The sequence below is a fragment of the Variovorax sp. LjRoot84 genome (assembly GCF_964254305.1).
GTDB lineage: Bacteria > Pseudomonadota > Gammaproteobacteria > Burkholderiales > Burkholderiaceae_C > Variovorax.
Genome location: NZ_CAXUTE020000002.1, coordinates 1286790 through 1313665 on the forward strand (window position 1 = coordinate 1286790; position 26876 = coordinate 1313665).

The window sequence follows — 26876 nt, forward strand, 5'->3', positions numbered from 1 at the left end:
GTGCAGAAAAAAAGGAAGCGCCCGGATGCGGGCAAACCGCGCTCAGCCCTTGCCGATCAGCACGCGGTCGAGGCCGACGAGCCGGTCGAGCAGCACCATCAGCACCACCGTGCCGGCGATGAGCACGGTCGACACCGATGCGACCAGCGGGTCGATGGTCTGGGCGATCTGGTTGTACATGGCGACCGGCAGCGTCGTGGTGCCGGGCGTGGCGACGAAGACCGTCATGGTGAGTTCGTCGAAGCTCTGGATGAAGGCGAGCATCCAGCCGCCAACCACGCCAGGGAGGATCAGCGGCAGCACGATGCGACGAAACGCGGTCATGCGGCTCGCGCCGAGCGAGAGCGCCGCCTTCTCGGCATCGCGATCGAGGCCCGTGGCCGAGGCCAGCACCAGCCGCAGCGCGTACGGCATCACCACGACGACGTGTGTCAACGAGAGCCAGACGAACGAGCCCGACACGCCGATGGTGGTGAAGAAGCGCAGGAAGGCCACGCCCAGCACGACGTGCGGGATCATCAGCGGCGACATGAAGAAGGCCGCGATCGCGCCGCGCCCGGCAAAACGGTAGCGCACGAGCGCGAGCGCCGCCGGCACCGCCAGCACCACGGCGACGGTCGCGCTCGCGAGGCCGAGCCAGAGCGACAGCCAGAACGCGTTGACCAGTTCGGTGGCGCCGCCGATGGCGCGGAACCAGCGCAGCGACAAGCCGTCGGTCGGCAGCGAGATGTAGCCCTTGCCGGTGAACGAGACGAGCACCACCACCACCAGCGGTGCCAGGATGAAGGCGATGAAGATCGTGTGATAGACGAGAGAGAGCAGTCCGTTCTTGCGCATGTCGTGCTCCTTCTCAGCCTTCGAAGACCTGCGCGTAGCGCCGCTCGAGCCAGCGGTTGAAGCCGGCGATGACGATGACGTTGGCGATCAGCAGCAGGATCGCGATCGACGCGCCCAGCGGCCAGTTCAGGGTGCTGAGGAACTCGTCGTACGCGGCGGTGGCGACCACCTTGAGCCGGCGCCCGCCGAGGATGGCCGGCGTCGCGAAGGCCGACGCCGCGAGCGCGAACACGATGATCGCGCCCGACAGGATGCCCGGCACGATTTGCGGCAGGATGATGCGCCGGAACACCGTGAAAGGCGCAGCACCGAAGGAGAGCCCCGCATTCTCGACCTGCGGATCGAGCTTCTGCAGCGAGGCCCATACCGAGATCACCATGAACGGCATCAGCACATGCGTGAGCGCGATGACCACCCCCGTCATCGTGAACAGCAGCCGCACCGGTTCGTCCGTCAGGCCGAGCGCCTGCAGGCCCGCGTTGATGAGCCCGTTGTTGCCCACGAGGATGGCCCAGCCCAGCGTGCGAACCACGACCGAGACCAGCAGCGGGCCGAGGATGACGACCAGGAAGATGCCCCGCCACGGCGCCTTCATGCGCGACAGGATGATCGTTTCCGGCACGCCGAACAGCACCGACAGCAGCGTGACCGCCAGCGCAAGGCCGGCCGTGCGCAGGAAGATCTCGTAGTAGTACGGGTCCGAGAAGACCTCGAGGTAGTTGCGCGCGGTGAAGTCCGGCAGCACGCCGCGCGTGCCGTCGAACGAGTGCAACGACAGCACCGCGGTGAGCGCAAGCGGAATCACCAGCAGCCCGAGGAACAGCAGCAGCGCGGGTGCGCTCAGGAGCCAGGGCGCGGAGCCGGCGCGCGGCTCGACCGACTTCGACGGCGGCGCGGCCCGGGCCGGCGCGCCAGTCACGAGAGCGGTGGCGGCCTCAGCCATGCGCGGCCTCCGTGTCGAGCAGGCGCAGGTCGTCGTCCAGCCAATGCACGGCGACCGCCTCGCCTTCGGCCGGCGGCACCGAGCCGATGTTGGGGTGACTCACGCGCATGGGCCCGAGCGCGCTGTCGACCTCGACCAGCCAGTGGTTGCCGAGGAACAGGCGCGTGCGGATCGTGGCCGGGATGCCGTGCGCGGCCGAGGCCGGCGCGAGCCTTACCTTCTCGGGCCGCACGTAGACGTTGACCTCGCGCGCGAGCGGCTTCTCCTGGTGCGGCACGTGCAGCAGCGAATCGCCGACGCGCACCTCGCAGCAGCGCGCGTTGCGCGCTTCGACCACGCCCTTGAGCACATTCGTCTTGCCAAGGAAGGACGATGCGAACGCCGATTCGGGCCGCTCGTACGCCTCGTACGGCGTGGCGAGCTGCACGATGCGTCCGCCATGCATGACGGCGATGCGATCGCTCATCGTCATGGCCTCGACCTGGTCGTGCGTGACCAGGATCGTGGTGATGCCGAGATGGCGCTGGATGCTGCGCAACTCGACGTGCATGTCCTCGCGAAGCTTCGCGTCGAGGTTCGACATGGGTTCGTCCAGCAGCAGCACCGCGGGTCGCACCGCCAGCGCACGCGCGATGGCGACCCGCTGCCGCTGCCCGCCAGAGAGTTCCTTCGGGTAACGCTTGCCGAGGCCCGGCAGCCGCACGAGCTCGAGCGTCTCGTCGACGCGTTTGAGCTTTTCGGCGCGCGGGATGCCGCGCATCTCGAGGCCGAAGCCGATGTTCTCGGCCACGGTCATGTGCGGGAAGAGCGCGTAGCTCTGGAACACCACGCCCATGCCGCGCTTCTCCGGCCGCATGCCCGTGATATCGGCGCCGTCGAGGCGGATGCGCCCGCGCGTCGGCTCGACGAAGCCCGCGACCATCTGCAGGGTGGTGGTCTTGCCGCAGCCCGAAGGGCCGAGCAGCGAGATGAACTCGCCACGCTTAACCTCGAGACTCAGGCTCTCCACCGCGCGGAAGTCGCCGAAAACCTTGCCGAGTTGATCGAGTTGAAGGAAGGTCATGAAGGGGGCCCGGGTTCAGGAGCGGCGTTGCGAGCTCAGCGTTCGACGGTGCGGTTCCAGCGGTTGGTCCACTCGGCGCGCTTCTCGTTGACGACGGTCCAGTCGGTGGGCAGCAGCTTGTCGATCTGCTCCTTGCCGTAAGGCACCTTGGCGGCGACGGCCGGCTCGAGCTTCGCCTTGCTGTTGGCCGGGCCCCAGCCCTGCGTGTCAGCGAGGATGGCCTGCACCTCGGGCGTCAGGAGATACTGGACGAAGGCCTGCGAGAGCGCCGGGGCGCTGTTCTGCGCCACCGGGCAGGCGGCCGTCAGCAAGGCCGGCGCGCCTTCCTTCGGAACGACGAACTGCACCGGGAAGCCCGTGTCCTTCAGCGCCTGCACCCGGCCGCTGCCCCAGACGGCCAACATGATGTCGTTGTTCTGGAACAGCTCGGTCATCTTGCCCGGCGAGGGCTCCCACGCCAGCACGTTGGGGCCGATTTCGCGCGTCATCGCGGTGAAGCCGGGGTCGATGTTCTTGTCGCCGCCCTTGCGCAGCTTGGCGAAGGTCAGCAGCGTCTGCAGCCCGTAGGTGTTGCTGATCGGCGGGATCGCGACCTTCTGCTTGAAGCGCTTGTCGGTCAGCACTTCCCATGAATCCGGCGTGGGCAGGTTCGCCTTCTTGAAGGCTTCGGTGTTGTAGGCGATGCCGGTGGCGACGATGCCGATGCCAACCGCGCTGTCGGTCATGCGCGCGACCGGGTACAGGTCCTTCAGCACCGCCGGGTTGCCCAGCTTGTCGCAGAAGCCGAATTGCACCGCCTGGTACATCGGGCCGTCGTCGAGCAGCACGACGTTGAGTTCCTGCTTGCCCTTTTGCGCCTGCAGCTTGGCCAGCGTGTCGGTCGAGTTGCCCGGCACGTAGACGATCTTGGCGTTGTGCTTGGCTTCGAACGCGGGGATCAGCCTCTCCTTGAAGGCCTTCTCGGTCGACCCGCCGTAGGAGCCGACATACAGCGTGGTGGGATCGGCCAACGCGCTGGTCGCTGCGGTCAGGGCGCCGAGTGCCAGCGCTGCGGAGACGGCCACATTCACGGCCGCGGAAACGGGACGAAGCATCATGGGATTTCCTTTGTTGCGCACCAAGAAGTCGGGGTTTTCCCCATCATGATGCGTTTTGCTTATGGTGCACCAGGATGGAATCTGCGGTTGGTTTCACTCGCAGCTCGGAGATTAGTCATTCGATCTCCAACTGAACAATCGTTTTTTTTCGGAAACCCATAACATTGGCGTATGGAGTTGCTCATATGAAGATTCGTCAGTTGGAAGCCTTTCGCGCCGTGATGCAGTGGCAAACCGTGACACGTGCGGCCGAGTCGCTGCACGTGTCGCAGCCGGCCGTCACGCGGCTGGTGGCCGACCTGGAGGAAAGCGTCGGGTTCGCGCTCTTCCTGCGCGTGCGAGGGCGCCTGCAACCCACGGCGGAAGCAGAGGCGCTGAACGAGGAGGTCGAGCGGTCCTTGCTCGGCATGGAACGCATCGCGCGAACCGCCGACGAGATACGTTCGCTGCAGCGTGGCGCGCTGCGCATCGCTGCAGCCCCGGCGCTGGCGCTGTCGTTCCTGCCGCGCGCCATCGCGACGTTCCTGCGCGAGCACAGCGACATCCGCATATCGCTCGCCAACCATTCGTCACGAACCGTGGTCGACTTGGTGGTGGGCGAGCGCTGCGACGTCGGCTTCGTCGTCCTGCCGATGAGCCACTCCAGCACGCACGGCGAGCAGCTGATCGCGACCCGGATGGTCTGCGTGATGCGGAGCGATCACCGGCTCGCGAGGAAAAAGGTGATCCGCCCCGCGGACCTGGCCGGCGAGCACTTCGTCTCGCATCCGCATGCGATCGAATCGCGGCTGCACATCGACGCGCTCTTCGCGTCCTACGGCATCGAGCGCGAGCTACAGGTAGAGACGCAGGTGTCGGCCGGCATTTGCGCCATGGTGGCTGCCGGCCTCGGCGTGTCGCTGGTCGACCCGATCACCGCGCTGGAGCACCGCGGCAGGGGCCTGACCTTCCTGCCGTTCGAGCCAGTCATGGTCACGGAATTCTCCGTGCTGACGCCGGCGCGGCGCACCTCATCGATGTTGGTGAGCGCCTTCGTCGATCATGTCCGGCGGTTTGCGGTGCAAGAGTTGGATCCGAAGTTCGTGAGCACCTAGTTCAGCGGGCACCGCCGCAGACTTTGCGTCAGCGCTGCATGCCTTATGGGTCGGCCTTGCTGTCCTCACGATTGCGATTCCGACATCTGGTTTCGCGGATCACAGACACCCCGACTGCCTTCTTTCCCGCCTCCGCGTCAGGGATGCGCAAGGCGGCCACGGGCCGTCCCGAAGGGATGAGCGCCACAGCGCGAACCTGGAACAGCCCGACCGGCGAAGGCGGTGACGTCCAACTTCCGTCGGGCGGCCGTCGCCTCGCGAGATCGCCACAAGACGTCGGGCGTCACGCGCAGATGTGCTTCCTCGGGCACATCAGCCCAGCCCGCGCAGCGCGCCAGGATCGCAGCTTCTTCGCCACGTCGAAGGCATCGGCCGCAGCGAATTCGTCCGCGGAGGGTTCGCCTCCGTCCGGGAAGCCCAACGTAGCCAAGCCATCGCGCTTGAGCAATGCTTCGGCGGCTTGCATCGGGGTGACTCCCACCTTCGCGAAGACAGCCTGCGCTGCGGCGGGGCCTCGGGCAATGTCGCCCGGGCTGGCGCCTGGCACGTTCAAGATCATCGTCATGGCGGCCGAACTCCAGAACAGCGAAAGCTCGGCCGGTGGCTGCTTCGGCCGCGCCCGCTCTGGCTTGGGCTTCAGCTCCTGCGGCCGCAGCGGTTCGGGCGTCGCCACCAGTCGATCGGCAGGTCTCGTCGTTGGCCGCGTGGACCGCGTGGAGATCGCGATGCAATGGCGAGCCTTCGCCCTAGCCCCCTTTGAAGCTGGCGAGCTGGCCAACGATTGTTGGCACGCTTGCGGACGCGCGAAAGCGCGACTACGGCTTCTCCGCGGCAGCGGTGAACGGCTGGACCTGGGCGCGATTCGACGCTAGCGCTGGCGAGTCCATGACCGGCATCATTTCGGAAGTGCTTCGCTTCCTTGAGCATCTTGTCGCCAAGGGGTACCTGCGCTTCTCAGGCGACAAGTACTTCGTCGTGCGGGATTCGCTGCCACCGCGCGGCGGCTGAACCTGTCCAGCGGCTTCTGTTGGAAAGCAGCGAACATTTCAGTACCGCTCCTGGGTGCTTCAAAAGCCAAGGCACATACTGTTCACTGATCTCCAAAGGCCAACATTTCAGTTTCCTACGAGGGCCGTGGGTGGGCGCCGACCGGCTACAGTCGGCCAGAAGAAGCGGCCGGTCGCCAGCGACGGCAATGTAGCAACGCAAAGGTGGCCTTGAATCGCTGACACTGGCCAGCTCCGCCCGCGCATGCGTGGGCAAAGGAACTTCAATCGCCCTCTGCAAATCCCGACACCGGCCGGGTGCCTGGGATACCTCGATCTGGGGCGTCTCGACCGCTGCGCGGCGCTCGGTTGACCTAGCCTGGTGCGTTCTCAGGCCGCACTATCGGTCTTGAACTCGGGGTCGGCTCTGCCGAAGCGGTGACTGCGCAGTGCGGGCGCGGCCGGCCCTGCTGCTTCAAGGCGTGGCGATGCGCTCGCCGCGCGCCTCGGCGACACGTTCGGCGTGCCACCAGGCGAGCAGACGCTTGAAGTCGCCGCCGAAGCCGACCCTGAGCAGCTCTTCGTAGATGACCGAGCAGTTCGCCGCTTCGCCCATGCCGAGCAGGCGCTCGGTCGCGGCCCGCTCGCAGCGCAGGTAGGCCGCCTTCAGGCTGCGCACTTCGCGGTCGACGGCCGCGTGGGTGCCGTTGGGCGGCTGCGCGCGCGGGTTCGAAGCAAGGGTCGCGAGCAGAAGCGAGGCAGCGATGGTGGCTGCGATGGACAGAGTACGACGGTGGGTCATGGGGCCTCCGATGGCGGGTGAGGGTGCCGCTGCCATTGCGCCTCCACAGCTCGCGCGCCGTCATGAAGGAACCGGCACGCGTGGTGAAAAAAGCTGAAAATTCCCCCCACAGGCCGGGGAGACCAGATGCAGGTTCGAGCCGCCAACCGGTTGCGCTTCGAAGAGTTCGATCTCGACGCGGGCTGCCGCACGCTGCACCGGGCCGGTCGGAGGCTCGACCTTCGCCCGCGCAGCTTCGACGTGCTGGTCTACCTGGCCGAGGCCGCAGGCCGGCCGGTGGGCAAGGACGAGATCCTGGCCGCCGTCTGGCCCGATGTCGTTGTCGGCGAGGAGTCGCTGACGCGCTGTGTCTCCGACATCCGGCAGGTGCTCGGCGAGCACGGGCAGCACATCATTAAGACGCTGCCACGGCGCGGGTATCTCTTCGCGGCGCCGGTCGAGCCTGTGCCGGCCTCACGCGCCGCCGATGCGGGGCCGGCCACACCCGCTGGCGAAGCGGCAGTGCCGTCCTCGTCGGCTCGGGCGGCGATTGGCACGGTCGCGGCTGAGGCCGCCGCGCCGGTGAGGCGAGGCGCTGCTGCCGTCGCGCTCTGGAGCGGCCTCGCGGCTGCCACCGTCGCTGCGGCAGCGTTAGCTTGGTGGTGGCAGCAGCGCAGCGAACCGGTGGTGCCACCCGCACCGCCTCGCCTGTCGATCGTCGTGCTGCCCCTTGCAAGTGATGGCGGCGACCCGGCGCAGGACCGGCTGGCCGCCGTGCTCACCGACGAGATCACGGTCGACCTGTCGCGCATCCCCGAGAGCTTCGTGATCGCACGGGCGACCGCGGACAGCTACCGCGGCCGCAGCGTCGACGCGCGTCGCGTGGGCCGCGAGCTCGGCGTGCGCTATGTACTCGACGGCGGCCTGGTGCGCCAGGGCGACACGGTGCGACTGACCCTGCAGCTCGTCGACGGCGAGAGCGGGCGCGCCCTGTGGGCAGACCGTATCGATGGCGAGCTACCCGACCTTCCTGCGCTGTACCGCCGAGTCACCGGGACGGTGGCGAGGTCGCTGGACCTGACGCTGCAGGAGGTGGAAACCGCACGTGCGCGAGCGCGGCCCGGTGCCGACTCGCAGGACCTGTTGCTGCAGGCGCGCTGGCTGCTGCAGTTCAACCGGACGACGCCGGACTCCCTGCAGCAGGCCCGCCGGCTGCTCGAGCAGGTGAGCGCGCGCGACCCGGGGTCGGGGCTCGCCTTCGCGCTGCTGGCACAGACCTATAACTACGACGTGTCGCAGCGCTGGCTGAGCCTGCGCGGCGCGACGCGCGAGCAGTGGCTGCAACAGGCCGACAGACTCTCGGCGCAGGCCTTCCAACTGGATCCCGCCGATGCACGCGTCGTCGGCGTGCGCGGTACGACGCTCGCGCTGGCCGGCCGCTCCGAGCAGGCGGTGGAGTTGCTCGGGCGCCAGATCGGGCTCAATCGCAACGATGCAAGCGGCTGGTTCTGGCTCGGTTATGCCCGTTGCACGCTCGGCCGGCAGGATGAAGCGATCGCCGCCCTCGAGCAGGCGCGGCGGCTCAGCCCGCGCGATCCGAATCTCAACGGCATCTTCGTCGTCACCGCGGCGGCGCATCTGTACTTGGGCCGCGACCGCGAGGCGCTCGAATGGGCGCGGCGCTCGGTGCTCGAGCGGCCGCAGCATGCGGTGGCTCATTCGTGGGTCGCCGCGGCGGCAGCGAACCTGGGCGAGACGGAAACCGCGCGCGCGGCGCTGGCGGAGTTCAGACGGCGGCTGCCCTCCTACACGATTTCGTCGTTCCGCGACGAGCGGCTGTGCGCGAACGACCTCTGCCGCGCCCAGCGCGAGCGTTACTACGCGGGGCTGGTGAAGGCTGGGCTGCCCGAATAGGTTGATTCCGCGCTGCGGGCCGTCTTCGGGTGGCTGCGCATGGGTCAGAGCGGCTAAGCGAGCGGCGGACTTGTGGCGGCGAGCTCAAGACTACGGAAGTCGCTGATGGGTCGACAAGAGCAGTTCGTGTCTTCAGCCAACTGGCGCGAGAGCTGTCATCAACTTTGAGGATGCCGATTCCTCACGTTGGTTGTATGCGCGATCGGCCAGGAACGGTCATTCGCAAGGAGCTCCCAGATGCTTGATGCTCTCGTTTCTCCACGGTCTTGTCTTGGTGCCCTTGCCGGGTTGCTGCTCGCGATGGTGATCCATTGGGCCGCGCCGGGCGATATTGATACCGTTCAGGCTGGGGCATGGTTAGTGGGTATCGGCTGGGTTGCTGGCCTTGCGTGGGACCTCATCGGCCGAGGGAGCTCCAAGTAGTCGGCCGGCCGCGGCGACTGTTCCGGCATTACCAGGAAGGCAGAATGCGGCCAAAAGCAGAACTACGTCACGGCCTTCCAAGTTCGTGATCATGGCGTCGTTCGTACGGCTGCTGGCCCCGCTCGAGGCTAGAGAGCGTTATTGCGTCGTGGTCACAAGGGCGCCGCGCATTCCGACCCTCTCGATCGCCGCCTTGACCAGCCCCTCGGACTTCGCGCTCTCGACGAATTTGCGCGCGTAAGCCACGCCGAGGTCCCGTCCCTTCGGCATCGCCATAGCGTGCGGATCGATACCAGGCCGACCGTCGAGAACCCGAGAACCGGGCAACTGATTCGACAATTCGAACAGGATTGGCTTGATGCTACCCATGACGTCCGCTCTCCCGGTTTTCAGCAGATCCAATGTGGCAGGGTTGCTTGATGCCCGGACCACCACAACATTTTTCAGTAGGGGTGAGAAGAAGACATCCGGGCCGGACCTCTCCTGCAGGGCAACTCGAATTCCGGGGCGATCCACATCGGCCATCGTTGAGATGGAAGAACCGGCTGGGACGAGGTAGCCGAATTCGACTTCCAGGTGCGTCTTGGCGAAGTCGAAATCCTTCGCGCGCCCAGGAGTAAACCCAAAGAAGGTGACGTCCCAAGCGCCGGACCTTCCGCTGTCGAGGAGGGCTGGGATTGATGGATACAGGACCGGATCAAACGGAACCCCCATGCGCCGGGCCAACTCCTTTCCGAGGTCGAATCCGATCCCTTTCATCTCACCCGACGTGGGATCCTTGATCACGTGTGTGGGGCTGCCAAGCAAGAGCCCAACGCGAAGCTTGCCGGTTGGAGCCAACGCCTGTCGCGCTTCCGCTGTGGGGGCGGTACTGATGCCCGCACAGCCCGTAGGCAGCAGTCCAAGTATTGCAGTCATCAGCCAAAGAGTCGTGCGCATTGCGTTCTCCTTTGGAGTTGGACTTTCCTGTCCTTTACTTGTCGACCTTGATGTTCGCCTGCTCCGCGATCTTGCGATATTTGTCGATTTCCGCCCTTTGAAAGGACGCGAGCTCCGATGGCGAATTGCCGATGGCCTCGCTGCCCTGCTCCGACATGCGCGCCTTGTAGTCGGGCGACTGCACGATGCGCGTGATTTCCGCGCTCAGCTTGTCGAGCACGTCCTTCGGCGTCGCGGCCGGCGCCCACACGGCGTTCCACTGGCTGACGTCGAATCCGGGCAGCGTTTCGGCGAGCGCTGGCACGTCCGGCAACAGCGGCACCCGCTTTTGCGTCGTCACCGCCAGGGCGCGCAACTTGCCGCTCTTCACATGCTGCATCGCCGGCAGCAGCGTGGCAAAACCGCTTGGTGAATGCCCGCCGAGCAAATCGTTGATCAACGGGCCGGAGCCCTTGTACGGCACGTGCACGATGTCGATCATGGCTTGCATCTTCAGCCACTCGCCGGCGAAGTGGTGGGGGGTACCGGAGCCGACCGAACCGAACGTCATCGATCCGGGCTTCGCCCTTGCGATCGCGATGTATTCCTTCAACGATGTGATGGGCAACGACGAATGCACGACGAGCGCCATGGGGGTCACCGTCGCCAGCGTGATCGGCGCGAAATCCCTGACCGGGTCGTACGGCATCTTCGGGAAGAGCGCAACATTGAGCGCGACTTCCGCCGAGGCGCTGACCAAGAGGGTATAGCCGTCGGGCGGCGCCTTGGCGACCATGTCCGCGCCTATCATGCCGCTCGCCCCGCCGTGGTTCTCGATGACGACCGGCTGGCCCCAGCGTTCGCTGAGCATCTGGGCGATTGGCCGCGCGGTGATGTCGGCGCCGCCGCCCGGCGGGTACGGCACGATGATGCGGATCATCTTGTTCGGGTAGGTCTGCGCCGACGCCGTCGCGGCTGCAAGCGCGAGCAGTGCCGCGCAAATTCGGTGCATTGAAGGGTGTGTCATATCGTCTCCCTTGGTTGCGTCAGCTCAGGCAGTCCGGCGTCTCGCGCAGCACGCGCCGCGCGAGGTAATTGAACGTCGCAGCGATGTACTTGGGACTGCCGCGATAGCTACGCGCCTCGCGTGCGAGTTCCGGCTTCACCCGCTTGATCGGCCCCACCGCTCGCGCCATAAGTTGCAGCTTCGCCGCGCGCTCGACGTAGAACGCAAGCACCGCCGCGTCCTCGATCGTCGTCGCCGCAGTCAGCAGGCCGTGGTGCGCGAGCAGCACCGCCTGCTTGTCGCCCAGCGCGGTCGAGATCATCTCGCCCTCCTCGTCGCCAATCGGCACGCCCGGCCACTCGGGGAGATAAGCGCAGTTCTCGTAGAGCACGCAGGTGTCCATGTGCGACACGATGAGTTCCTCCGCGATCATCGACAGCGCCGAAGCGTGCGGCGGATGGGTGTGCACGATCGCGTTGGTCTCGGCACGGGCGCGATAGATCCAAAGATGGAATCGATTCGCGGGGTTGGCCATGCCCTCGCCAGCGAGGACGTTCAAGTCGTCGTCGATCAGCAGGATGTTGCTCTCGCGCGCCTCGTCGAAGCCCAGCCCGAAGCGGAGCGTCCAGTAGGTGCCGGGCTTCTCCCCGCGCGCCGAAACCTGGCCCGCGAGCGCGGACTCGTGCCCATCGCGATCGAGGATGCGGCACGCGAGCGCGACCTTCTGTTGCAGCGTCCAGCCGGTCACCTGCACGAACTTGTCCAGATCGGCCCGGAACTTCGCGTCGTACTCGGATTTCGGCCGGGATACCATGTTGTTCACTGGGGATTCCTTTCTCTCTCAGCGAAGGCGACGACTGCCAAGGCCGCCAAAACACCGATGATGAGGGGGAGCATTGCTGCACTCCCGGTTGATGGCTCTACGTCCAAGCTTGGACGCGCCCGGCTTCATTCGCAACTGACCTTTCGGAACGCCGGCCGTCGCGGGCCGCGATGGCTCAACCCGCAGCGAGATGCGCGAGGAGTTCCTCGATCGCAGGGGCGGCGGCCGGGCGCGGGGCGCACACCAGGTAGAGCTGCATGCGCGCCCAATCGTCGGTGAGCGGCAGCGCGCGCACCTGCAGGAGATCCTCGTACGGCAGAATGTTTGGCGCGGGCATCACCGCGATACCGAGACCCGCCCGCACCATCGCGCGCATCGCCTCGTAACTCTGGACCTGCATGGTGAACTTCGGCTTGCGCGCCATGCGGGCTGCCGCTGCCAGCGCCCAGCCGCGGAGTGCGGTGCCTTGCACCAGCGTGATGAGATCGAACTCGAGCGCTTCCGCGAAAGAGATCGCCCCGCGGCTGGCAAGCGGATGCGAAACCGGCATGACCAGCATGAGAGGAATGCTGCGATAAGGAACGACGCGCATCCGGTCGATGGGCTGAAAGTGGCCGATGATGCCGACGTCGGCGCTCCCTTGCGCGACCTCCTCAATGATCTGCAGACTCCGGCCTTCTTCAAGACGAATCTTCACCGCGGGCCGCTGCGCGATGTAGCTCGCGAGATCCGCGGCCACGACGACAACCGCGGTCTGATTCCCCAACATCCGGAGATCGGGCTGATCGTCTGCAGGAAGGGTGCTGAGCGCATCGGGTATTCGGTCGAGCGTCTTGATGACCTCGCGCGCATGGCGGGCGAGCGCTTCGCCCGCAGCGGTCGGGACGACTCCCGCGTGCTGGCGTACGAGTAGCGCGACTCCGAGCCCGGCCTCGAGGTCACCGATGCGTTTGCTCGCCGCCGAAGCGACGATGTGCTCGTGCTCTGCAGCTTTTGCGATGCTGCCGTGCTCGATCGCGCTGACGAAGAGCTTTAGCGTGGTGAGGTCGAATCGCACGGATGGATCGTAAGACAAACAAGACCGCCTTGGAGGGTTTCGCACCGCAACGACCGTGCTGCCGTGACGCGCTGGATGGCCAGCCACGGCCAGGCGCCCCAACGACATCCTGGCCAAGGTCACGCGAGCCAAGGCCGCGCTGGCAAGGAGCACAAGATAAGTACATATCTGAATGGCGCACCACACTAGCGCCAAGTTCCTTCTCTCACATTCCAGGCGACGTGGATCGAGTACGTTAGATGGTCCATCGCGCAGTTCGGGTTGTCCGCGTGCCGACGGTGATTGCAATCCCAGCACGACGCTGCGATGTTGCCTCGCGTGTGTTTCCCTCCGTCCTTACGAGCAACCTTGTGCTCGGCGGTGCACCGGAATAGCTTGGCCTCATCGAGCGAGATCCTCAGGCGCTTGGCGAATGCCTGCGGGTAGTTGAGCCACATCGGGCAGTTGCAGTAGATGCAGCGGCCGTGCTGTGCGGCGAAGGCTAGACTTCGGAGGGTGCGGATCTTGGCTGTTGTCATAGGCGTCACGAGAGGGTTTCACGGCTGTGATTCCCCGCGACGCCATGAGCGCAGATGCGGGCGCCAGGTCATACGACTATGCTGGCTGTCGCGGCAATGCTGCCGGCGAAGCCGAGGTTCTCACACCTCGGGCAGTGCGAAGTCTATTTCAGCATCATTCGGCTGGCAAGATCGCTTTTGTCTGACCAACACCGGTCACCTCTTTTCGCTGCGCAGCGACCTCGAGAACCATGGGAACCACAAGTACTGCCTTGTTCTCTGACGACGTGGCCTGGGTCCCGTGCCGTACGCTCGAGTGTCAGAGCGACACGTACCGCCGCTTCGGGCCCCAAGCTCCCCGGTTGCGACCGGCTACAGCCGGCCACAAGGAGTCCGTCCCGCCCGGCTGGTCTGGAGGAGCGAGATTTCGTCTTCCCTCCAGCAACGAGCAAGCTGAGCGTTGTAGGGCCTCGATCGGGAGGTTGAGGCGCTCGACTTCTGCACACGGACTTCCCTTTCACGCTACGGTCGGGCTGGTATTTAATGGCGGCTAACCTGCGATCGCATGGAACTCGCGACGCCGGGGCTCGAAATGGCCACCGACGCTCGGTTGAACACCGTGCGCAGTCGTACAATCCGCATCCCACGACGGGACCGGCGGAGGTACCTATGTCCAAGCTGTTCGGTGTTGTCATTGCATGTGCGCTTGCCTTGCTGCTGCCCTCGCGCGCGGATGCGCAGCAGCTTGCCACGGTTCACCGGGTGGGTTTTCTCGGCCCCAGCGCTTCGTCAATTTCTGGGCCTTCGCTGCTGGACGAGTTTGCGACGGCGCTGGTGAGCCACGGCTTCGTGCAAGGCAGGAATGTCGTGATCGAGAGCCGATGGCCTGAGAACAATCGTCTCGACCTGTTGCCGCAATCCGCCAAGCAGCTGGTAGACACCAACTCGCAGGTGATCGTTGCAATCGGGGCCAGCGCAGCTCGCGCGGCGGCCGGCGTGACCAAGGAAATCCCGATCGTGTTCGAGATCGTCCTGGACCCGGTGGCTTTCGGGCTCGTGGCCAATGCAGAGCGGCCCGGCGGCAACGTGACCGGCTTGACGACCTTCGATCCACTGCAAGCCCGCGAACAACTGAAGATCCTCAAGGAGGTGTTGCCGAACGTCACGCGCGTTGCGCTGCTTGGCGACGACGGCGCCGCGCCCAACCTGTTCCGGGCGAACGAAGACGCCGCACGCGCGCTTGGCCTGGAGGTGCAGACGTTCAAGGTGGTCAGAGGCCCGAATCCGGACTTCGACAAGGAATTGCACTCTGCCAAGGCAGCCGGCGCAGGTGCTGTTGTTGTGATCTCCACGCCCGTCACCACGCCAAACCGCAAGCAGATTGCCGCATTGGCAACCAAGTACGGGATGCCAACGCTCTCGCCGATCGACCATGTGGATGGCGGCGGCCTGCTCAATTACGGGACGACCTTCTCCGAATCGACCCGGCAGGCGGCCGACTACGTGGCCAAGATCCTTGGCGGGGCGAAGGCGGGCGACTTACCCGTGGCAATCGTCAAGAGGCCGGAACTGGTGATCAACACGAATGCGGCGCGACAACTCGGGCTGACGCTTTCGCCGGCCATCCTGAGCAGGGCGAATCGCCTGGTCGATCAGTGAGGGCGCCACTTGCGCGTGACGACAGCGAATCCCAGCCGCAGCGCGCGCGTGTGACTCCAACCTGAACCCAAGGAGAACGAGATGATGTGGCGTGCATCTCTGGCAACTGTGATGACCGTCGCAACTGTGCTGCTTACTTCGTGTGCACAGACTCCGCCGCGGACCTGGGAGCTGCCTGTAGGCGCGAAGGCCCTGCGGGTCAACGGCTACGACATGGCCTATGTCGAGCGCGGCGCGGGTCAGGCGATTGTCCTTGTGCACGGCTCTCCTCTCGACTATCGCTACTTCGCCGGGATCATGGAGCCGCTTTCGGCAAAGTACCGGGTGATCTCCGTGAGCCTTCGCCACTACTACCCGGAACCATGGGATGGCAAAGGTGGAGCCTTCTCCATGCGTCAGCACGCGTCTGACGTTGCCGCGTTCGTTCGCGCGCTCGGCGCCGGCCCCGTTCACCTCGTTGGCCATTCCAGGGGTGGCTCTCTCGCGCTCTATGCGGCAACGGCGAATCCCGACTTGTTCCGCACGCTCACGATCGCGGAGGGAGGCAACGGCATGTCTGCTTTTGAATCTGCCGATCCCACCGCCGCGGCCACGGCACAAAGGGCGCAACAACAGCTTGCCAATGCTGTCGCCATGTTTGAGCGGGGCAAAGTCGACGACGGCCTCGCCTACTATTTGGACGAGATCGCCGGTCCCGGCAGCTGGAAGGCACTGGCCGAGCCGGGCCGTCAGGCACTTCGAGGTAACGCTTGGACGCTCAAGGGGATGGCCAGCAACAGATTCGATCCGTACTCCTGCGCCGACGCGGGCCGCATTGCCTCGCCCGTCCTCTTGCTCGGCGGCGAGAAGAGCCCCCCTCAATACGGGAAGTACCTCGACGCGATGCAGTCTTGCCTCCGGAACTCTGAGCGTGTCCTCATTCGCAACGCGGGTCACGGCATGCCGCGCCAGAACCCCGGTGGGTTCAGTGAGGCCATCGTCGCATTCATTTCCAAGTACTGAACCGCGGCGCCGGATCGGCATAGCGCTCGAAAGTGGGGCTATTTTCGGTCGGCGCCGATGCTCCAGGCTGGGGGCACGAGTGATCACAATGGGCGTGCTTGGCAAACTCCGGCGGACGCGGTTCCGCCAAGGCGAATCAGTACGCGAGATCGCACACGCGACGAGCCTATTGCGAAACACGGTGCGCAAGTACCCTTCGGGCCCTTCGGGCCATACGGGCGATGTCAGCTTTCGGCGGAGCCTATGTGAAAAGTCCCGCACCAAGGCGAAGCTCTCTAACCGCGCGTGCGAGAGCGGAGGCGCAATGAAGCCGGGGACGCCGTGGCCGCAGGTTGAGTATCCCGACGGCACCCTCCCGCTTAAGCTGCGTTGAAATCGTGCCTTATTGATCGACCGCTTTTTGGCGGCGACTTCGGGCTCGCATACAGCCGCTCAGGGCCCGAAGCGGCCGGCGCGACCCGGCAAGTGCGAGTTCATCAGAGCGCGTCCCGCTTGAATGATTGACTGAAAAGTTCGATGAGTTCCTACAGCTTCACTGCCTGCGGGCCCGTCTTGGCGGTAGATTCTGCCGCCAAAAAACCCATATAAATCATTGTCTTATCCGTCATTTTCATTTAGAATACAAATTTGTATCTTAAAGGAATTACATGGCTGAGTGGGGCTTCTACGGGCGGACCGAGCCGTTGGCGGAGCTTCGGCGCGTTGTTGAGGCCGAGCGCTGGTACTTCTGCCGCATCGAGGGACGCCGTCGGATAGGCAAGACAACGCTGCTGGGCCAGCTTGCAAAGGGCGAGGCTAGCCTGGGGGCGAACCTCGTGTACATGCAAGTGCCCGATTCCGACGAGCGCGATGTCGCAACCACGTTCGCTCGAAGCCTTGGCGAATGCGAGCGCGACGATGCACGGGCGCTTGCGGCAAACGTGACGGATTTTGCGTCAATGGCCGATGCCATCGGCCAGCTCTGCGATGCGGGCATGGTTGTCGTGCTGGATGAGTTCCAGTACTTCACGCGCGCCAAGCTTCATGCGTTCAATTCGTTCCTTCAGGCGCAGGTGGACCGGCTGCGCAACGCTGGTCTGCGCCGCGGCGGGCTGTTCGTGCTGGGCTCTCTTCAGTCCGAGATGAATGCCCTCCTGGACGACAAGGCAGCACCCCTGTATGGGCGCATAACGGCACAAATCCGGCTGGACCACTGGGACTTCCAGGACCTGATGGCGGTGTTCCGTAGCCAAGGTGTTGAGGAACCGCAGCGATGGCTCACGCTCTGGACCTTCTTCGAAGGGGTCCCAAAGTTCTATCACGATGCATTCGAGCAGGACCTGTTCGCGGCACCCGCGGCGGACCTCGCTCGAGAGCTGCTGACCCGAATGTTCGTGCGCGGCTCCAGCCCGTTGTCTGAAGAGGCCGACACGTGGTTCCTGCGCGAACTGCGCGGCCGAGCCGTTTCCATATTGCACTACCTGGCCGACCACGCAGGTTGCAGCAATGGAGACCTGGTCACGGCGTTGAACGACCCTCACGACAAGACGCCGCTAGGCACGCACATCAGCCGGCTCGTCAACGACTACCGCATGGTGGACAAGCTCCATCCTGTGTTCTCGGACAGCAAGAGCCGAAATGCGCGCTACTACCTCGCCGACAATTTCCTGCAGGCGTGGCTTGCAGTGGCGAAGCCCGCTCGCGAAGCCGCGCGGCTCAAACCGTTGGACAAAGCACTGGCGCCGGCTCTGCGCCGGCTTGAGGTTCTCGAGGGCTTCTCCTTCGAAAAGCTGGTGCGCGGCCTGCATACCGAGATGTCTCGCAAAGGCCTCGGCGACTTCGAGCTGTCTGAGCTCAGGCTCGGTTATTGGAATAGGCCTCGGGACGTGGCCCGTAGCATCGAGATAGACCTTGTCGCGCTGGATGAGGCCAGCAAGCGTATTCGCTTCGGCTCCTGTAAGCGCACCGCTGGCGCGCACGACAACGCGGCCCTCGAGGTCTTCGACCAGCATGTCGCGGGATTCATGGCTGCACGCGAGCACAAACACCTGAGCAACTGGACGCAAGAGAGAGTCGTCTTCTCGCCCGAGTTCACCTCTGAGCAGCGTGCCGCCCTCGTTAGTCGAGGGTATGGATGCAAAGACCTGCATGACTACGCCGCTTTCGTCTGAGAGCCCTGGTGCTCGAAAGTCGCCCGTGCCTCAAACTCGACTCCTGCGCGGCGGGCCGGCCGGGACTGGCTACATTCGGCCGATCGCCGGCTACAGTCGGCCAGCATGACGTCGCAAACCGTGCCGCGCCCAACGACAATGAAGACCACTTCTTATGGGGTGCTCATCCTGAACGAGCAAGGTCAGCTCCTGCTGGCGCACGCCACCGGGCAGAAGCACTGGGACATCCCAAAGGGTGGCGCGGAAGAAGGCGAGTCTCCGCGCGAGGCGGCCATCCGCGAAGTCCGGGAAGAAACGGGTATCGAACTGATTGCGGATTCGATGGAGGAGCTTGGGCGCATGCTTTACCTCTCCCGAAAGGACCTACACCTTTTCCGTGTCGTCCTGCACACGCGCAACTGCGACATCGCGGCATGCAAATGCACGAGCTTCTTCCCTCACCGCGCGTCAGGCGTGATGACCCCCGAAGTGGACCAGTTTAGGTGGGTGGACATTGCGGATGTACCGGCGCTTGCTGCAAAGTCGATGACTGCGCTGCTTCGGTCGCTGCCGGGCTTCGAAGCGATGCCGCCGGTCGAAGGCTAGGAACGCAACAAGATGCCAAAGCGCACGAGCAAACGGACTAGCTTCGAAGCTGAGAGCGAGCGAGAGCCGCTCACGCGACGCATGCAGAGGCAACTTAGGCGCCTTGCTCACACCGTCCTGGGCCTCCTTGCGGTGCGACAGGACGAACTGCTGCTTGGTATACAGGAGCTCAAAGCGTCCGGCGAAACCAGCGGGTCGCCTCAACTCGGTTCGTTCGGGCCAAGCATGCAGCTCGCAAAAGAGCTGCTGAAGCACGGGGAGTTCGGGTCAGTTCTTAGCTATTTTCAACAGTGCAGAGTCTTCTGGAAGATGGGTGGCGCGTGGTTGGACATTTGGGAGCGAAAGGTCCGAGCAGGCTCCGTGCCCAACTTTGTCATGCACAGCTACCGATAGGCGGCAGAATCCGGCCCAAGAGCGGACGAAGTTGGCCAGAAGCTATCGGCACCAACACACAGCACCCAACGTCATGCTTCAAAACACAGTGGCGCACAAACAGGCGGGATGGAAGCGCCCCCGAAGGCTCTCAGTTCTTGCAAGTTCCGCGGCGAGGCAGCATCAGCTCGCAGCAGCGCTGGGCAACGCGCGCCCCGAGAAGAACGCCGAAAGATTGTCCAGCACCCTTCGGCCCATGGCTTCCCGGGTCTGCACCGTCGAACTCGCGATGTGCGGTGCGAGCACCACGTTGTCGAGCGTGAGGAGGTCGACCGGCACACGCGGCTCGTCCTCGAAAACGTCGAGGGCGGCGCCGGCGATCTGCTTTCCCTTCAATGCGTCGACAAGGGCCGCTTCGTCGACCACCGTTCCCCTGGCCACGTTCACCAGATAGCCTTTGGCGCCCAGTGCATCGAGCACCGCGGCATCCACGAGGTGGCGGGTACCCGGACCGCCCGCTGTGATGATCACGAGGAAGTCCGCCCAGCGCGCAAGATCGAGCAACTGAGGTTCATAGGCCCAATCGACGCCTTCCACAGCCCGCCGTGTGTGGTACCGAACTTCCATGTCGAATCCCAGCGCGCGCCGGGCGATCGTCCGGCCGATGCGGCCGAGGCCAACGAGTCCGAGCTTCGCGCCACTCACCTGCCGGCCCAGGGGAAAGGGCGAGTGGCCGCCACCCTGCCAGCCTTTCGCGCGTACGTAGCGGTCCGCCTCCGGCAGCCGCCGCGCCACCGACAGCAGCAGTCCCATGGCCATGTCCGCGACGCAGTCGTTGAGAACATCCGGGGTGTAGCCGACGGGTATTCCGCGCTGCGCCGCGGCGGTGACGTCCAGGCGATCGAGGCCGACGCCAAAGCTCGAGATGACACGCAGGTTGGGCAGCAAGCCGATCAAGCCAGCGTCGGCACCGCTGGCCGCCGATGTCACCACCCCTGTGATCTCCGCGCCGCGCTCGGCGAGAAAGGCATCGCGCTCAGACCCGCGCCCGGGCAGGCGATGCACGATGTAGCTTTCGGCGAGTGCGCGCTCCAGCGAAGGCAGCAGCGCGATGGTCTGGAGGAGGACGGGACGGTCGGTCATCTTCTTCAATCGATCTTGACGTTGCGCACGCGAATGATCTCTGCATAGCGCTTGCGGTCGTTGTCGATCAGCCGCGCAAACTGATCGGGCGTCGTCGCGGCTGGGACGGCGCCGAGCTGAACCAGCTTCTCCCGCACTTCGTCATTCGCCACCGCCTCGCGCAGATCGGCGGAGATCTTCTCGACCACATCGCGCGGGGTCGGCGCCGGCGCCAACAGCCCGATCCACGAGATGCTGTTGAATCCCGGCACCGCCGATTCCGCGAGGGTGGGCACGGCAGGAAGCGCACTCACGCGCTTGTCGCTGGTGACGGCCAGCGCACGCAGCTTTCCCGCGTTGAGGTGCCCGCTGGCTTCCAGAACGGTCATGAAGGAAAGCTGGACGTGCCCGGCCAGCAGGTCGGCAATCGCAGGTCCGCCACCGCGGTAGGGCACGTGAAGGATGAAGCTGCCCGTCGCGTCCTTGAACATTTCGGCCGCGAGGTGCGGAGCGCCGCCGGCGCCGGAACTGCTGTAGCTGAGCTTGCCGGGCTGCGCCTTGGCCAGCGCGACGAGTTCCTTCGCCGACCTCGCCGGCACGCCGGGATGAACCATCATCGCGAGGGGCAATTCCGCCACCAGAGCGATGGGCGCAAACGCCGTGTCGGGGTTGTACGGCAGCTTCGGATAGAGCACGGGATTGATCGCTTGTGTTCCGATGTTTCCCATGAGGATGGTGTAGCCGTCGGGGCGCGCCTTGGCCACGAACTCGGCGCCGATCTGTCCCGCCGCCCCGCCCTTGTTCTCCACCACGACCGGCTGGCCCCACTTCTTCGAGAGCTGCTGCGCGACGATGCGGGCGCCGGTATCGGTGCCGCCACCCGGGGGAAATGGGACCACCAGCGTGACGGCGCGCGCCGGCCACGTTTGCGCGAAGGCACCAGCCGCCGAGATGGAGACCAGTGCCGCAATCAATGACTTCTTCAAGGCTGCCCCTTCACTGTGTGGCCGTGGCGCCGGAGGCCTTGACCACTTGTCCCCACTTCTGCATCTCCGACTGGATGAAACGTTCGAAGTCATCGGCGCTTCCGCTCCCCGGCTCGGCGCCCGAAGCCTGCAGCCGCTCGCGCACATCCGGCATCTTCAGGATGCGGTTCACCTCCGCGTTGACCTTGGCCACGATGTCCTTCGGCGTGCCGGCGGGCGCGATAAGCCCGCCCCAGGTGCTCGTTTCGTAGCCGCTCACGCCGGACTCGGCGATCGTCGGGACCTCGGGCAATGCGGCGGAGCGCTTCGCCGTGGTCACGCCCAGGGGCCGCACCTTGCCGGCCTTGATCTGAGGTCCGATCGCAACCACGGTGTCGAACATCGCCTGCACCTCGCCGGAGATGAGGTCCGTATGCGCCGCGGTGCTGCCCTTGTAGGGTATGTGCGTCATCGTCGTTGCGGTCAGCGACTTGAACAGCTCCGCCGACAGGTGCGGCGCACCGCCGTTGCCCGAAGACGCGTAGCTCACCTTGCCCGGGTTCGCCTTGAGGTAGTTCGCGAAGTCGCGCACGCTCTTCGCCGGCAGGTTGTTGTTCACGACCAGCACCAGCGGCACCACGTGGGTGAGTGCGACGGGCGTGAAGTCCTTCTGCGTGTCGTACGGCAGCTTGCCGTAGAGCGTGGCGTTGATCGCATGGCTGCTCGCGACGAGCGCGAAGGTGTAGCCGTCTGCAGGCGCCTTCGCGACGATGTCCGTGCCGGAGATGCCCGCGGCGCCCGGCTTGTTGTCGACGACGACTGGCTGGCCCCACGCCTGCGCGAGCTTGTCGCCGATGACGCGGGCGGCGAGATCAATCGCGCCACCCGGTGTCGCGGGCACCACGATGCGAATCGGTTTGGCGGGGAATGATTGGGCAGTGGCCGGCGCGGCGAAGGACGCAGCAGTCGCTGCGGCAAGGATGCCCAGGACGAGTGGACGCATGCAAAGTCTCCTGGAGGATTTGAACTGGAGTCTAAGAAGCGGATCGATAAAAGTCCAAGCCAGATCCTGGATCGATCGATGCACAATCTGGATCGATGCTTGACTTCTTCCAACTGCGCTGCTTCGTCGCCGTCGCCAAGGAACTGCATTTCGGCCGCGCCGCGGCGCGGCTTCACATGACGCAGCCTCCGCTGTCGCGCCAGATCCAGCTGCTCGAACATGCCGTGGGCGCCCAGCTGCTGGAACGGACGAGCCGGAGAGTGCGCCTCACAGCCGCCGGCGCAGTCCTGTGTGAAGAAGCCGAGGCGATCCTGCGCCGCACCGAGCTTGCTGCCGACATGGCGCGACGCACTGCCCGCGGCGAGGCCGGCCGCGTTGTGGTCGGCTACACGGCCGTCTGCGGCTATGCGCTCATCCCGGAACTCTTGGCGGCTGTGAGCAAGGCATTGCCCGCCATCCGCATCCTGCTGAAGGAGATGGTCTCGTCAGACCAGCTTCGCGCGCTCGAGTCGGAGACCATCGACCTCGGCTTCGTGCGGCCGACGCAGCCGGCGGCGGGCATTCGCTATCACCGCATCGCGAAAGAGCCCATGGTGCTCGCGCTGCCTGCCCGGCATCCGTTGGCCAGCAAGTCTCGCGTGCGCCGCGAAGATCTGGCCGGCGAGCCGATGATCATGTACTCGGAAAGGGAGGGGAAATACTTCCACGACAAGATCGTCGATCTGTTTCCCGCAACGGACCGCTCGCCGGAGTACGTGCATCACATCGGGCAAACCCATACGATCGTTTCATTGGTGCGCTCGGGCATCGGAATCGCCATCGTCCCCGCCTCGGCGAAGTATCTCGGCTTCGAGAACGTGGTGCTGAGGCCGCTCTGGCGCAAGGACGTCACCGCCGAGATCTATCTGGCATGGCGCGAGGACTCGCGCAACCCGGCGCTGCACTCGCTGCGCGAGTTCGTCATCAGTCATCGTACGAAGGGGCTCGCAACCTCGCTCCCCTGAGCCGCCTCATTCGCCGCCCGTCATGGCGCCGACTCTGCACCTTCGTGGTTCCACTACACGAGCCGCCAATCGGAACGTCCAGATCGACGAAGAAGGCATCTCGAACCAGGCTCTCTCCTGAGCGCTCGACCTGGCCGGCGGTGAGCGCAAGCCTGTTGGCCGTGCGCGCCAGCCCCACAACCTGGCGCACCGGAACGTCCGCTGGCACAGCAAACGCTGCGCAAGCTCGGGCTGCTCGAGCGCGTTCCTGGCCAGCGCGGCAATTGGCGCCTGACCCCAAGGCGCAGCAGGAAGGCGACCTCACGCCGACGCCCGAGGGGGTGCCACTGGTCGCGTTCAGCACCGATCTGGGCGTGGCCATCTGGACCCGGACCGAGACGCTCGCCGGCAAACTGACGGATCAAATCTCCGCAATCATCACCTCGCCGCTCTACCCGTTACGCCAAGGGCGAGAAACAGGTCGCTTGTAGATGGGCGCCCAGCGCGAAGGCAGAATGCGGCCCAAGAGCAGACGTCCGGAGCTACCGCTCAATCTTGCAAGCCGTGACGAGAAACGCCTCGAGCCATGACGGTAGCTGCTGGACTTGGCCGGGCCCGAGCGTGAAGGCGGCAAGTTCCCAGTCTCCGGTCTTCTCGTCGCATCGGAGGACGTAAAGATGCCCGTCATCTGCGTCGACCTTGAACCAGCGCTGCGTTGGCGCAAACCAGCGGTCAACGATGCCACGCACGGCAAGCCGGCGCTCGCCGAGCCAGAAGGCGAACGGTTCCGGTTCACCGCGATGGCCGGCGCAGCACTCCACACGAATCGTCATGGCTTTCGATACCGCTGAAGCTTGGTTCAGTTCCCCGACGTGTTCCTGCCCCAATCTGGAAGTCGAAGACTCAGTCGCAGTCGATGAGCACACCTACGCACAGCGCAGCGCCCACGACGTATAGCAACCAAGTCTGTGCAATCGCGTAGGGATAGAGCATCAGGGCGACACCGAGCCATTTGCTTCGCTGGCGACCGGCGCGCTTTCCGTAACGATACGCCACGAACCCGACGAGGCCGAATAACACGGCACCAAGGATATAGGCCGGGCTCGGAAGCGAAATCCCGAGTGACTGCAACGTCTGCAAGTTGGCCATGGAAGGTTGGACCAAGAATGGAGAGGTGCTCCTCTGAAATTTGTTGCGCTGCGAGCGGCTTTCGATCCACACCGTTCGTTTTACTCATTTTCTTTTGGTGCGGTTTGACCAAAACGGCGGGTCAAAGCGCCCAAGTGCCCTGCAAGGACGCCCGCTGGCTGAACTTGGCGAACCAGCTAGCCACACCGGCATGGCGGCTGCGCCAATCGAAATTCGCAAACCGTAAATCCAGGTACCAAAGCGCGCAAGCCACGGTCAACGATCCGATGTCGACCCGGCCTTCCAGCATCTCGGGGTGGCTATCCAGGTGGGCAAGCGAAGTTTCCGCCTTGTCGAGTTGCCCCGCACGCCACTCGCTCCAGCGTAGTGCCTCCGGACGCGCCACGTCCTCATAGCGAGCCAGCAACGCGCCGTCGAGGATGCCGTCGCCCAGTGATTGCAACGTGAGCGCAGCCCATCGCGCGGACCCCGTGCGCGGGAACAAGTTGCCGCCGGCCAGATCGTCCAGGTATTCGCAGATCACCCGGCTGTCGTACAGCACCTGGCCGTCGTCGGTGATGAAGGTGGGGACCTTGCCGAGCGGATTCTTGGCAATGATCTCCTTGTCCCGCTGGATGGGGCCTGCATTGGAGGGCAAGAGCCGAATCCGATCGTTCAGGCCGAGTTCGTGGCCCGCGACCAGGCACTTGCGCACATAGGGCGAAAAGGGGGAGAAGTATATTTTCATGAGGGCGCGCCGGCTGTGGAATGGAGTTCGGGAGAGCTCGCCGCATGGCGTCCGGCGATCCAGCCGAAGGTCAAGGCGGGACCCAGGGTAATGCCCGGCGCAGGATACTCGCCGCCCATTACCGAATGCATGTCGTTGCCGGCCATGTACAAGCCGACAATGGGCTGGCCCTGCGCGTCCAGCGCTTGTGCGTGCTCGTTGCACGCGATGCCGCAGGCCGTTCCGATGTCGCCTGCATACACCTTCACCGCGTAGAAGGGGCCGCGCTGCAACGGCCCGAGGCAGGCATTCGGCTGTTGATCCGGGTCGCCGAGATAGCGGTTGTAGGCCGTGCTGCCCTTGCCGAAATCGTCGTCCTTGCCGCTTTCGGCAAACCGGGTGAACCGCGCGGCCGAAGCCTCGAGACGCTCCCCGTCGATGCCCAATGCCGCAGCCAGGTCGCGCAGCGACTGCGCCTTGTACAGATAGCCCGCACGCACAAGATGCTCCCGCGGCCGGCCACCAGGCAGCGCCAGGCCAAGGCCCCACCGCTCCATGAAGTCATGATCGCATACCAGGAACGCGGGCACCGTGGGCACCATCTCGTGCGACCGGTACATGGCGCGCACGAACTCGTGGTACGACGTCGACTCGTTGACGAAGCGTTCCCCCGCTTGATTCACCGCCATCAGCCCCGGCTTGGCGCGATCCCATACCAGATGCGGAAACCGGACCTCGCTGCCGTCGGGCCGCTTGAGGATCGACACCGGCGCCCAGAACGCGGGACTCACGTGTCCGGTGCCGAGCGTGGCGCCGGCCTCCTTGGCCAACGTGATGCCTTCACCCTGGTTGGCCTGCGGTGACATGGACCATGGGCCGCTCGGTTGCGGATAAAGTTCGCTGCGCAGCGTTTCGCTCCAAGGAAATCCGCCGGTCGCCACGATCACGCCGCGCCGAGCCCGCACCGCGACCCGCTTGCCATCGCGCATCAGCGAGACCCCGGTCACCCGACCGTCCACCACATGCAGTTTCTCAAGCGGCGCATTCAGCCAGTATTCGATCCCCCGGTCGAGCACGCTCTTGAACAGCCGCCCCGCAAGTGCGTTTCCCAACACCAGGCGCGTGCCGCGGTGATAGCCGCGCAAGCGGTCGCTGAAATAGCGCAGCACCAGCTTCATGCCCTCGCGCCACGACTCGAACGACCGCGTGACCGCAAGCAGGTGCTTGGCGTCGGTCATGTTGATCATCATGCCGCCGAGCACCTGGAACTCGGGCAGCGGATCCCTCAGCTCCTGGAAATTCCGACCCAGCGACCGCCCGTCGAACATCGCGGGATCCAGCGAGCGGCCCCCGAACGCGGCACCTTCGCGGTCGGGGTAGTAGTCCGGCGAGTTGCTGCGCGCCACCAGCTCAACAAGCGTGTTCTTTTCGAAGTAGTCGACCATGCCCGCGCAGTTGCGCAGGAAGGCTTGCTGCATCGCCGCCGGTGCCGCATCGCCTACCGTCTTCTGCATGTACGTCCAGACCTTCTCGAAGGTGTCGGGATGCCCGACCTTTGCGGATTGCGCATTCAACGGCGCCCAGACGGCGCCGCCGGACACCGCGGTCGATCCGCCGACGCGGTCCGTCTTTTCGGTCAGCAGCACGCTGCGGCCTTCGATGTTCGCGGTGAGGGCCGCTGCCATGCCGCCGGCGCCTGCGCCGATGACGACCACGTCGTACTCGGCATCCCAGGAGCTGT

Annotated in this window: 27 protein-coding genes; 9 read left to right on the forward strand and 18 right to left on the reverse strand. The window is 65.1% G+C overall.

Annotation, left to right across the window (positions count from 1 at the left end):
- Positions 1-42: 42 nt before the first annotated feature.
- Genes ACSQ9I_RS36940 through ACSQ9I_RS36955 form a run of 4 tightly spaced genes read right to left on the reverse strand, consistent with a single transcriptional unit; the run spans position 43 to position 3940 of the window.
- Positions 43-837, reverse strand: coding sequence for an ABC transporter permease (locus ACSQ9I_RS36940; RefSeq protein ID WP_436293085.1), 795 nt, complete (start codon positions 835-837; stop codon positions 43-45).
- Positions 838-850: 13 nt separating this feature from the next.
- Positions 851-1780 carry an ABC transporter permease gene (locus tag ACSQ9I_RS36945; RefSeq protein WP_436316904.1) on the reverse strand — a complete coding sequence of 310 codons (930 nt, stop codon included), beginning with the start codon at positions 1778-1780 and terminating at the stop codon, positions 851-853.
- Entirely contained in the window at positions 1773-2843 is a 1071-nt protein-coding gene (locus tag ACSQ9I_RS36950) for an ABC transporter ATP-binding protein (RefSeq protein WP_436316905.1), read from the reverse strand. Before ACSQ9I_RS36950 ends, ACSQ9I_RS36945 begins: the two co-directional genes overlap by 8 nt.
- Positions 2844-2878: 35 nt before the next feature.
- Positions 2879-3940 (reverse strand): ABC transporter substrate-binding protein, encoded by a 1062-nt coding sequence (locus ACSQ9I_RS36955; protein ID WP_436316906.1) that lies wholly within the window; start codon positions 3938-3940, stop codon positions 2879-2881.
- A 185-nt stretch (positions 3941-4125) separates the two neighbouring features.
- On the opposite strand from ACSQ9I_RS36955, the gene ACSQ9I_RS36960 reads away from it, so the two are divergent.
- Positions 4126-5034, forward strand: coding sequence for a LysR substrate-binding domain-containing protein (locus tag ACSQ9I_RS36960; RefSeq protein WP_436316907.1), 909 nt, complete (start codon positions 4126-4128; stop codon positions 5032-5034).
- A 283-nt stretch (positions 5035-5317) separates the two neighbouring features.
- On the opposite strand, the gene ACSQ9I_RS36965 is transcribed toward ACSQ9I_RS36960, so the two are convergent.
- The gene (locus ACSQ9I_RS36965; protein ID WP_436316908.1) at positions 5318-5707 is read right to left on the reverse strand and encodes a hypothetical protein; all 390 of its coding nucleotides are present in this window, start codon (positions 5705-5707) and stop codon (positions 5318-5320) included.
- 212 nt (positions 5708-5919) lie between these two features.
- On the opposite strand from ACSQ9I_RS36965, the gene ACSQ9I_RS36970 reads away from it, so the two are divergent.
- Positions 5920-6042: a hypothetical protein gene (locus ACSQ9I_RS36970; protein WP_436316909.1), complete on the forward strand. Its 123-nt coding sequence runs from the start codon at positions 5920-5922 to the stop codon at positions 6040-6042.
- Between the two features lie 453 nt (positions 6043-6495).
- Here ACSQ9I_RS36970 and ACSQ9I_RS36975 read toward each other — a convergent pair whose 3' ends face one another.
- Positions 6496-6822, reverse strand: coding sequence for a hypothetical protein (locus ACSQ9I_RS36975; protein ID WP_436316910.1), 327 nt, complete (start codon positions 6820-6822; stop codon positions 6496-6498).
- A 126-nt stretch (positions 6823-6948) separates the two neighbouring features.
- On the opposite strand from ACSQ9I_RS36975, the gene ACSQ9I_RS36980 reads away from it, so the two are divergent.
- Positions 6949-8715: a winged helix-turn-helix domain-containing protein gene (locus ACSQ9I_RS36980; RefSeq protein WP_436316911.1), complete on the forward strand. Its 1767-nt coding sequence runs from the start codon at positions 6949-6951 to the stop codon at positions 8713-8715.
- A gap of 561 nt (positions 8716-9276) precedes the next feature.
- On the opposite strand, the gene ACSQ9I_RS36985 is transcribed toward ACSQ9I_RS36980, so the two are convergent.
- The 5 genes from ACSQ9I_RS36985 to ACSQ9I_RS37005 form a co-directional block, all read right to left on the reverse strand.
- Positions 9277-10077, reverse strand: coding sequence for a transporter substrate-binding domain-containing protein (locus ACSQ9I_RS36985; protein ID WP_436316912.1), 801 nt, complete (start codon positions 10075-10077; stop codon positions 9277-9279).
- Positions 10078-10111: 34 nt separating this feature from the next.
- Positions 10112-10996, reverse strand: a complete 885-nt coding sequence (locus ACSQ9I_RS36990) for a Bug family tripartite tricarboxylate transporter substrate binding protein (protein WP_436316913.1) — start codon at positions 10994-10996, stop codon at positions 10112-10114.
- 106 nt (positions 10997-11102) lie between these two features.
- The gene (locus tag ACSQ9I_RS36995) at positions 11103-11885 is read right to left on the reverse strand and encodes an aldolase (protein ID WP_436304378.1); all 783 of its coding nucleotides are present in this window, start codon (positions 11883-11885) and stop codon (positions 11103-11105) included.
- A gap of 175 nt (positions 11886-12060) precedes the next feature.
- Positions 12061-12942, reverse strand: a complete 882-nt coding sequence (locus tag ACSQ9I_RS37000) for a LysR family transcriptional regulator (protein ID WP_436316914.1) — start codon at positions 12940-12942, stop codon at positions 12061-12063.
- Positions 12943-13127: 185 nt separating this feature from the next.
- Positions 13128-13460 carry an HNH endonuclease gene (locus ACSQ9I_RS37005; protein WP_436316915.1) on the reverse strand — a complete coding sequence of 111 codons (333 nt, stop codon included), beginning with the start codon at positions 13458-13460 and terminating at the stop codon, positions 13128-13130.
- A gap of 648 nt (positions 13461-14108) precedes the next feature.
- Between ACSQ9I_RS37005 and ACSQ9I_RS37010 the strand changes: the two genes are divergently transcribed.
- From ACSQ9I_RS37010 to ACSQ9I_RS37025, 4 genes are all read left to right on the forward strand, one after another.
- Entirely contained in the window at positions 14109-15098 is a 990-nt protein-coding gene (locus ACSQ9I_RS37010) for an ABC transporter substrate-binding protein (protein ID WP_436316916.1), read from the forward strand.
- Positions 15099-15179: 81 nt separating this feature from the next.
- Positions 15180-16100 (forward strand): alpha/beta fold hydrolase, encoded by a 921-nt coding sequence (locus ACSQ9I_RS37015; RefSeq protein ID WP_436316917.1) that lies wholly within the window; start codon positions 15180-15182, stop codon positions 16098-16100.
- A 647-nt stretch (positions 16101-16747) separates the two neighbouring features.
- Positions 16748-18250 carry an ATP-binding protein gene (locus ACSQ9I_RS37020; RefSeq protein ID WP_436316918.1) on the forward strand — a complete coding sequence of 501 codons (1503 nt, stop codon included), beginning with the start codon at positions 16748-16750 and terminating at the stop codon, positions 18248-18250.
- A 105-nt stretch (positions 18251-18355) separates the two neighbouring features.
- On the forward strand, positions 18356-18835 hold the full coding sequence (locus ACSQ9I_RS37025) for an NUDIX hydrolase (RefSeq protein WP_436316919.1): 480 nt from the start codon (positions 18356-18358) through the stop codon (positions 18833-18835).
- A 555-nt stretch (positions 18836-19390) separates the two neighbouring features.
- Here the strand turns inward: ACSQ9I_RS37025 and ACSQ9I_RS37030 are convergent.
- The 3 genes from ACSQ9I_RS37030 to ACSQ9I_RS37040 are packed head-to-tail and all read right to left on the reverse strand — an operon-like array spanning position 19391 to position 22297.
- Positions 19391-20350 (reverse strand): 2-hydroxyacid dehydrogenase, encoded by a 960-nt coding sequence (locus ACSQ9I_RS37030; protein WP_436317119.1) that lies wholly within the window; start codon positions 20348-20350, stop codon positions 19391-19393.
- Between the two features lie 5 nt (positions 20351-20355).
- Entirely contained in the window at positions 20356-21315 is a 960-nt protein-coding gene (locus ACSQ9I_RS37035; RefSeq protein WP_436316920.1) for a Bug family tripartite tricarboxylate transporter substrate binding protein, read from the reverse strand.
- A 10-nt stretch (positions 21316-21325) separates the two neighbouring features.
- The gene (locus tag ACSQ9I_RS37040; RefSeq protein WP_093110702.1) at positions 21326-22297 is read right to left on the reverse strand and encodes a tripartite tricarboxylate transporter substrate binding protein; all 972 of its coding nucleotides are present in this window, start codon (positions 22295-22297) and stop codon (positions 21326-21328) included.
- A 95-nt stretch (positions 22298-22392) separates the two neighbouring features.
- On the opposite strand from ACSQ9I_RS37040, the gene ACSQ9I_RS37045 reads away from it, so the two are divergent.
- Both ACSQ9I_RS37045 and ACSQ9I_RS37050 read left to right on the forward strand, forming a co-directional pair.
- Positions 22393-23301 carry a LysR family transcriptional regulator gene (locus ACSQ9I_RS37045; protein WP_436293096.1) on the forward strand — a complete coding sequence of 303 codons (909 nt, stop codon included), beginning with the start codon at positions 22393-22395 and terminating at the stop codon, positions 23299-23301.
- Between the two features lie 263 nt (positions 23302-23564).
- A complete protein-coding gene (locus ACSQ9I_RS37050; protein WP_436316921.1) occupies positions 23565-23771 on the forward strand; it encodes a hypothetical protein in 207 nt (68 codons plus the stop codon).
- Positions 23772-23822: 51 nt separating this feature from the next.
- Here the strand turns inward: ACSQ9I_RS37050 and ACSQ9I_RS37055 are convergent, their stop codons facing one another.
- The 4 genes from ACSQ9I_RS37055 to ACSQ9I_RS37070 all read right to left on the reverse strand — a co-directional run bounded on the left by ACSQ9I_RS37055 (position 23823) and on the right by ACSQ9I_RS37070 (position 26850).
- Positions 23823-24113, reverse strand: coding sequence for a hypothetical protein (locus ACSQ9I_RS37055; protein ID WP_436316922.1), 291 nt, complete (start codon positions 24111-24113; stop codon positions 23823-23825).
- Positions 24114-24183: 70 nt separating this feature from the next.
- Complete coding sequence (locus ACSQ9I_RS37060; protein WP_436316923.1) at positions 24184-24429, reverse strand: hypothetical protein; 246 nt, start codon at positions 24427-24429, stop codon at positions 24184-24186.
- Positions 24430-24550: 121 nt separating this feature from the next.
- Complete coding sequence (locus tag ACSQ9I_RS37065; protein WP_436316924.1) at positions 24551-25156, reverse strand: glutathione S-transferase family protein; 606 nt, start codon at positions 25154-25156, stop codon at positions 24551-24553.
- Positions 25153-26850: an FAD-dependent oxidoreductase gene (locus ACSQ9I_RS37070; RefSeq protein ID WP_436316925.1), complete on the reverse strand. Its 1698-nt coding sequence runs from the start codon at positions 26848-26850 to the stop codon at positions 25153-25155. Before ACSQ9I_RS37070 ends, ACSQ9I_RS37065 begins: the two co-directional genes overlap by 4 nt.
- Between the last annotated feature and the right edge of the window lie 26 nt (positions 26851-26876).

Excerpts from the sequence above, each read along its gene's own strand:
- ACSQ9I_RS36940 (WP_436293085.1), bottom strand. The coding sequence starts at position 837 with ATGCGCAAGAACGGACTGCTCTCTCTCGTCTATCACACGATCTTCATC.
- ACSQ9I_RS36945 (WP_436316904.1), bottom strand. The coding sequence starts at position 1,780 with ATGGCTGAGGCCGCCACCGCTCTCGTGACTGGCGCGCCGGCCCGGGCC.
- ACSQ9I_RS36950 (WP_436316905.1), bottom strand. The coding sequence starts at position 2,843 with ATGACCTTCCTTCAACTCGATCAACTCGGCAAGGTTTTCGGCGACTTC.
- ACSQ9I_RS36955 (WP_436316906.1), bottom strand. The coding sequence starts at position 3,940 with ATGATGCTTCGTCCCGTTTCCGCGGCCGTGAATGTGGCCGTCTCCGCA.
- ACSQ9I_RS36960 (WP_436316907.1), top strand. The coding sequence starts at position 4,126 with ATGAAGATTCGTCAGTTGGAAGCCTTTCGCGCCGTGATGCAGTGGCAA.
- ACSQ9I_RS36970 (WP_436316909.1), top strand. The coding sequence starts at position 5,920 with ATGACCGGCATCATTTCGGAAGTGCTTCGCTTCCTTGAGCATCTTGTC.
- ACSQ9I_RS36975 (WP_436316910.1), bottom strand. The coding sequence starts at position 6,822 with ATGACCCACCGTCGTACTCTGTCCATCGCAGCCACCATCGCTGCCTCG.
- ACSQ9I_RS36980 (WP_436316911.1), top strand. The coding sequence starts at position 6,949 with ATGCAGGTTCGAGCCGCCAACCGGTTGCGCTTCGAAGAGTTCGATCTC.
- ACSQ9I_RS36985 (WP_436316912.1), bottom strand. The coding sequence starts at position 10,077 with ATGCGCACGACTCTTTGGCTGATGACTGCAATACTTGGACTGCTGCCT.
- ACSQ9I_RS36990 (WP_436316913.1), bottom strand. The coding sequence starts at position 10,996 with ATGATCCGCATCATCGTGCCGTACCCGCCGGGCGGCGGCGCCGACATC.
- ACSQ9I_RS37005 (WP_436316915.1), bottom strand. The coding sequence starts at position 13,460 with ATGACAACAGCCAAGATCCGCACCCTCCGAAGTCTAGCCTTCGCCGCA.
- ACSQ9I_RS37010 (WP_436316916.1), top strand. The coding sequence starts at position 14,109 with ATGTCCAAGCTGTTCGGTGTTGTCATTGCATGTGCGCTTGCCTTGCTG.
- ACSQ9I_RS37015 (WP_436316917.1), top strand. The coding sequence starts at position 15,180 with ATGATGTGGCGTGCATCTCTGGCAACTGTGATGACCGTCGCAACTGTG.
- ACSQ9I_RS37020 (WP_436316918.1), top strand. The coding sequence starts at position 16,748 with ATGGCTGAGTGGGGCTTCTACGGGCGGACCGAGCCGTTGGCGGAGCTT.
- ACSQ9I_RS37025 (WP_436316919.1), top strand. The coding sequence starts at position 18,356 with ATGACGTCGCAAACCGTGCCGCGCCCAACGACAATGAAGACCACTTCT.
- ACSQ9I_RS37030 (WP_436317119.1), bottom strand. The coding sequence starts at position 20,350 with ATGACCGACCGTCCCGTCCTCCTCCAGACCATCGCGCTGCTGCCTTCG.
- ACSQ9I_RS37040 (WP_093110702.1), bottom strand. The coding sequence starts at position 22,297 with ATGCGTCCACTCGTCCTGGGCATCCTTGCCGCAGCGACTGCTGCGTCC.
- ACSQ9I_RS37045 (WP_436293096.1), top strand. The coding sequence starts at position 22,393 with ATGCTTGACTTCTTCCAACTGCGCTGCTTCGTCGCCGTCGCCAAGGAA.
- ACSQ9I_RS37055 (WP_436316922.1), bottom strand. The coding sequence starts at position 24,113 with ATGACGATTCGTGTGGAGTGCTGCGCCGGCCATCGCGGTGAACCGGAA.
- ACSQ9I_RS37060 (WP_436316923.1), bottom strand. The coding sequence starts at position 24,429 with ATGGCCAACTTGCAGACGTTGCAGTCACTCGGGATTTCGCTTCCGAGC.
- ACSQ9I_RS37065 (WP_436316924.1), bottom strand. The coding sequence starts at position 25,156 with ATGAAAATATACTTCTCCCCCTTTTCGCCCTATGTGCGCAAGTGCCTG.